Raw genomic sequence first — 4,087 nt, 5'->3', positions numbered from 1 at the left:
TAATACGGACGCCGAACAGGAACGCGCAACAGGGGCGCTTTCCCTGGCCAACCATGTAGATCCGGATGACGATCAGGACGGGACACCTACCCGGGATGAAATCATTATTGATGCCCAGGGCAATATTAGTTTCCCGGATTCTGACGGAGATGGGACCCCGGATTACCTGGACCGCGATAGTTCCTGATGAACGGACCGGCCATTTAATAGAAAGAAAAATCCCCTACTTTTTGGCAGGGGATTTTTATTAGTTGTTGTTTCGGTTCAGGTTTATCGACAAACTCAGTATCAGTTGATCAGGACGGGTGTCCAGGCGACTGTCGTCAACCGAGGTAATGTTGGTGTTGATAAAGCGTGCTTCATTTTCACTAAAACCGCGTTCGTATCTGAGGTCAACTCCGATATTACCCAGATTCACACCTACACCCAAATGCAATCCAACCGTGAAGTCGTTTTCCACGTCGTCAATGGTAATCCCATCAAATTTAGTGTTGAGGATATATTGGAAAGCAGGCCCTGCAAAGGCATGAAGGGGGCCAATTACTTTGGTGCCAACCAGAACAGGGATATCCAGTTTGCTCATGTCAAAATCATCCCCGTTGTAATCCGATTTGGTCTTGGTAAAGATGACTTCCGGCCTTAGGTAAATCTGGTTTCCCAATTTTCCGTAAAATCCAATATGGTAGCCCACATTCCGATCCGGATTTTCTGCCGCAGATTGCGCGGCTTCGATGTAATCACCGTTTGCGTTGTAATTCAATCCGGCTTTGATACCAAATCCGGGGCCTTTTTGTGCAAAGGCAGCCGTTCCCAAAAGGGCAAAGGCTGCCACTAGAAGCGTTTTTTTCATAAGATGTTCTTTTTAATGGGTAAAAGACAACAACAAATGTGCCTGATTTACGCCTTTCTTTTTAACACCCTTAGAACGGCACCTTCAATGGCTTTATTGTTCAGTCCGTATTTTTCCATTAACTGAGCAGGGGTACCACTTTCTCCAAAAGTATCCTGGGTGGCGACAAATTCCTGTGGTACAGGATGTTGAGCAGTTAATGTTCTGGCAATGCTCTCCCCGAGGCCACCGAGGAAATTGTGTTCTTCTGCTGAAACAATACAGCCTGTTTTCTTTACAGACTGTAGCAGCGCTGCCTCATCCAGGGGTTTAATGGTGTGTATATTAATCACCTCTGCAGAGATACCCTGATCGTAGAGGTTTTCGGCCGCAATCAGCGCCTCCCAGACGAGATGTCCGGTAGCGGCGATGGTAACGTCTGTACCTTCCTGCAGCCTTAGGGCTTTGCCAATTTCAAATGTTTGTTCTTCAGGGGTAAAATTCGGAACCTTAGGCCTGCCAAACCTGAGGTACACCGGGCCATGGTGTTCTGCAATCGCAAGCGTAGCAGCTTTGGTCTGATTGAAATCGCAGGTATTGATGACCGTCATGCCGGGAAGCATCTTCATAAGTCCGATGTCTTCCAGGATCTGGTGGGTAGCCCCGTCCTCGCCCAGTGTAAGGCCGGCATGTGATGCGCATATTTTTACGTTTTTGTGGGAATAGGCAATGGACTGCCGTACCTGGTCGTATACCCGTCCGGTTGAAAAATTGGCGAATGTACCCGTAAATGGGATATAGCCGCCTATGGTTAGACCTGCCGCTATTCCCATCATATTGGCTTCCGCTATACCTACCTGAAAGAAACGGTCGGGATGTTCCTTCATAAAGGTGTCCATTTTCAGTGAACCCACAAGGTCAGCACAGAGGGCTACCACCTTGTCGTTGTTACGGCCTAATTAGGTTAGACCCGCTCCGAAACCGCTGCGTGTATCCTTTTTCCCCTGATCTGTATATTTTTTCATCAAAACTGAATTCCTTAATTAGTAATCGCCAATGGTTTCCGGGTTTTGCTGCAGTGCAATTTCCAGTTGCTCATCGTTCGGGGCCTTTCCATGCCAGGCATGGGTATGCATCATAAAGTCTACTCCGTGGCCCATAACGGTTTCCAGAAGAACACAAACAGGTTTGCCCTTTCCTGTGCGTTTTTTGGCTTCCTTCATACCACCTATGATGGCTTGCAGGGAATTTCCCTCCTTAATCTCTAAAACCTCCCAGCCAAAGGCTTCAAATTTCAGTTTTAGATCTCCAAGGGGCATCACTTCACTGGTTGGGCCATCTATCTGTTGTCCGTTCCGGTCTACTGTGGCGATCAGGTTGTCTACCTTCTTTGCAGCGGCAAACATCATGGCTTCCCAATTCTGTCCTTCCTGTAGTTCCCCGTCACCGTGCAAACTGTAGACGAGGTGCTTTTCCTTGTTCAATTTTTTTGCAAGGGCGGCCCCAACAGCCACAGACATCCCCTGTCCGAGGGAACCCGATGCAATCCTTACACCAGGCAAGCCTTCATGGGTAGTGGGATGCCCCTGCAGGCGCGAGTTGATCAGTCTGAAAGTGTTCAGTTCTTCAACGGGGAAGTACCCGCTGCGGGCCAGGACACTGTAATACACGGGGGAGATATGGCCATTGGAAAGAAAAAAGAGATCTTCTCCAATCCCGTCCATATCAAATCCAGGTTTTAAATCCAGGATTTCCTGATAAAGGGCAACAAAAAATTCAGCACATCCCAAAGAGCCCCCGGGGTGTCCTGAATTAACCTTGTGAACCATCCTTACAATATCCCTGCGCACTTGGGTTACGAGGTCTTGCAATTGGTCTGTTTCCGGCATGTAATTTTGATATTTATTGTCGCCAAAAGTAAGCCCTTAGGTTGGCTTCTACAACAGGAGTTATTAGTATTTATCAACCAAAAACCGACCCAAAACTTTATTGATTCCTTAAGGGAGTCCTTTCTTGAGGTTGACTATCTTTGCTCTCTGAATTCGGGAATTGAAATTTACATTATCACATACCGATCCCAAAAGCAAGGCACGGGCGGGGACGCTTGTCACCGACCACGGGCCTATTCACACTCCAATCTTTATGCCCGTGGGCACTGTGGCCTCCGTCAAGGGGGTACACCAGAAAGAACTGCGGGAAGAAATAGATCCGGATGTGATTTTGGGAAACACCTATCATCTGTACCTTAGGCCCGGTACGGGGATACTCAAAGCTGCCGGGGGCTTACATAAGTTTATGGGGTGGGACCGTAATATCCTTACCGATAGCGGTGGCTACCAGGTCTACTCGCTTTCGGCCAGCAGGAAGATCCGTGAAGAAGGGGTAAAATTCAAATCGCATATCGATGGTTCCCTCCACATGTTCACACCAGAAAATGTAATGGAGATCCAGAGGGAGATCGGGGCAGATATTATTATGGCTTTCGATGAGTGCACTCCCTACCCTTGTGACTATGACTATGCGAAACGTTCCATGCACCTTACCCACAGGTGGCTGGACCGTTGTATGACCCATTTGAAGAAACTCCCCTTACCCTATGGGCACCAGCAGGCCTTTTTTCCCATTGTACAGGGTTCGGTCTATAAGGATTTGCGGAAACAATCGGCAGAGTATATCGCCGGGGTGGATGCTCCGGGCAATGCCATTGGAGGCCTGTCTGTCGGCGAACCGGCAGAAGAGATGTACGCCATGAGCGAGATCGTTTGTGATGTGCTGCCTGAAGATAAACCCCGCTACCTCATGGGTGTAGGTACTCCTATCAATATATTGGAAAACATAGCACTAGGGGTGGACATGTTTGACTGTGTAATGCCTACGCGTAATGCGCGCAACGGCATGTTATTTACCGCTGAAGGCACCATCAACATTAAGAACAAAAAGTGGGAGGATGATTTTTCGCCCATAGACCCCCAGGGTACTACCTTTGTGGACAGGGAGTATACCAAAGCCTACCTGAGGCATTTGTTCGCTGCCAATGAATACCTCGGTAAGCAGATTGCCACAATTCACAACCTCGGTTTTTATCTTTGGTTGGTGAGGGAAGCACGCCGCCGTATCCTGGCGGGCGATTTTGCAGACTGGAAGGCAAAAATGGTAAAAAACATGGATAAACGTTTGTAGGCGTGGGCATACTGGATCGGTACATATTAAAACGTTACCTGGCGACCTTCGGAATGATGCTGCTGCTTTTCATTCCCA

The 4,087-nt window shown here is 48.3% G+C and carries 3 protein-coding genes and 2 pseudogenes; 2 read left to right on the top strand and 3 right to left on the bottom strand.

Annotated elements, in window-relative coordinates; genetic code table 11:
- A pseudogene (locus AC4E7D_RS12450) lies at positions 1 to 187 on the top strand (hypothetical protein); the annotation flags it as partial.
- Between the two features lie 60 nt (positions 188 to 247).
- On the opposite strand, the gene AC4E7D_RS12445 reads toward AC4E7D_RS12450, so the two are convergent.
- From AC4E7D_RS12445 to AC4E7D_RS12435, 3 genes and pseudogenes are all read right to left on the bottom strand, one after another.
- Positions 248 to 850: a porin family protein gene (locus AC4E7D_RS12445; protein ID WP_490174112.1), complete on the bottom strand. Its 603-nt coding sequence runs from the start codon at positions 848 to 850 to the stop codon at positions 248 to 250.
- A gap of 47 nt (positions 851 to 897) precedes the next feature.
- A pseudogene (locus AC4E7D_RS12440) lies at positions 898 to 1,854 on the bottom strand (transketolase family protein).
- Positions 1,855 to 1,872: 18 nt separating this feature from the next.
- Positions 1,873 to 2,718, bottom strand: coding sequence for a transketolase (locus AC4E7D_RS12435; RefSeq protein ID WP_490174111.1), 846 nt, complete (start codon positions 2,716 to 2,718; stop codon positions 1,873 to 1,875).
- Between the two features lie 160 nt (positions 2,719 to 2,878).
- On the opposite strand from AC4E7D_RS12435, the gene tgt reads away from it, so the two are divergent.
- Positions 2,879 to 4,009 carry a tRNA guanosine(34) transglycosylase Tgt gene (gene tgt, locus AC4E7D_RS12430; protein WP_490174110.1) on the top strand — a complete coding sequence of 377 codons (1,131 nt, stop codon included), beginning with the start codon at positions 2,879 to 2,881 and terminating at the stop codon, positions 4,007 to 4,009.
- Positions 4,010 to 4,087 lie beyond the last annotated feature (78 nt).

The sequence above is a fragment of the Lentiprolixibacter sp. genome (assembly GCF_982873095.1).
This window is presented reverse-complemented; position numbering and strand designations above follow the sequence as displayed.

What these genes read in the sequence shown, in the direction of transcription:
- AC4E7D_RS12445 (WP_490174112.1), bottom strand. Translation starts at nt 850, where the DNA reads ATGAAAAAAACGCTTCTAGTGGCAGCCTTTGCCCTTTTGGGAACGGCT.
- AC4E7D_RS12435 (WP_490174111.1), bottom strand. Translation starts at nt 2,718, where the DNA reads ATGCCGGAAACAGACCAATTGCAAGACCTCGTAACCCAAGTGCGCAGG.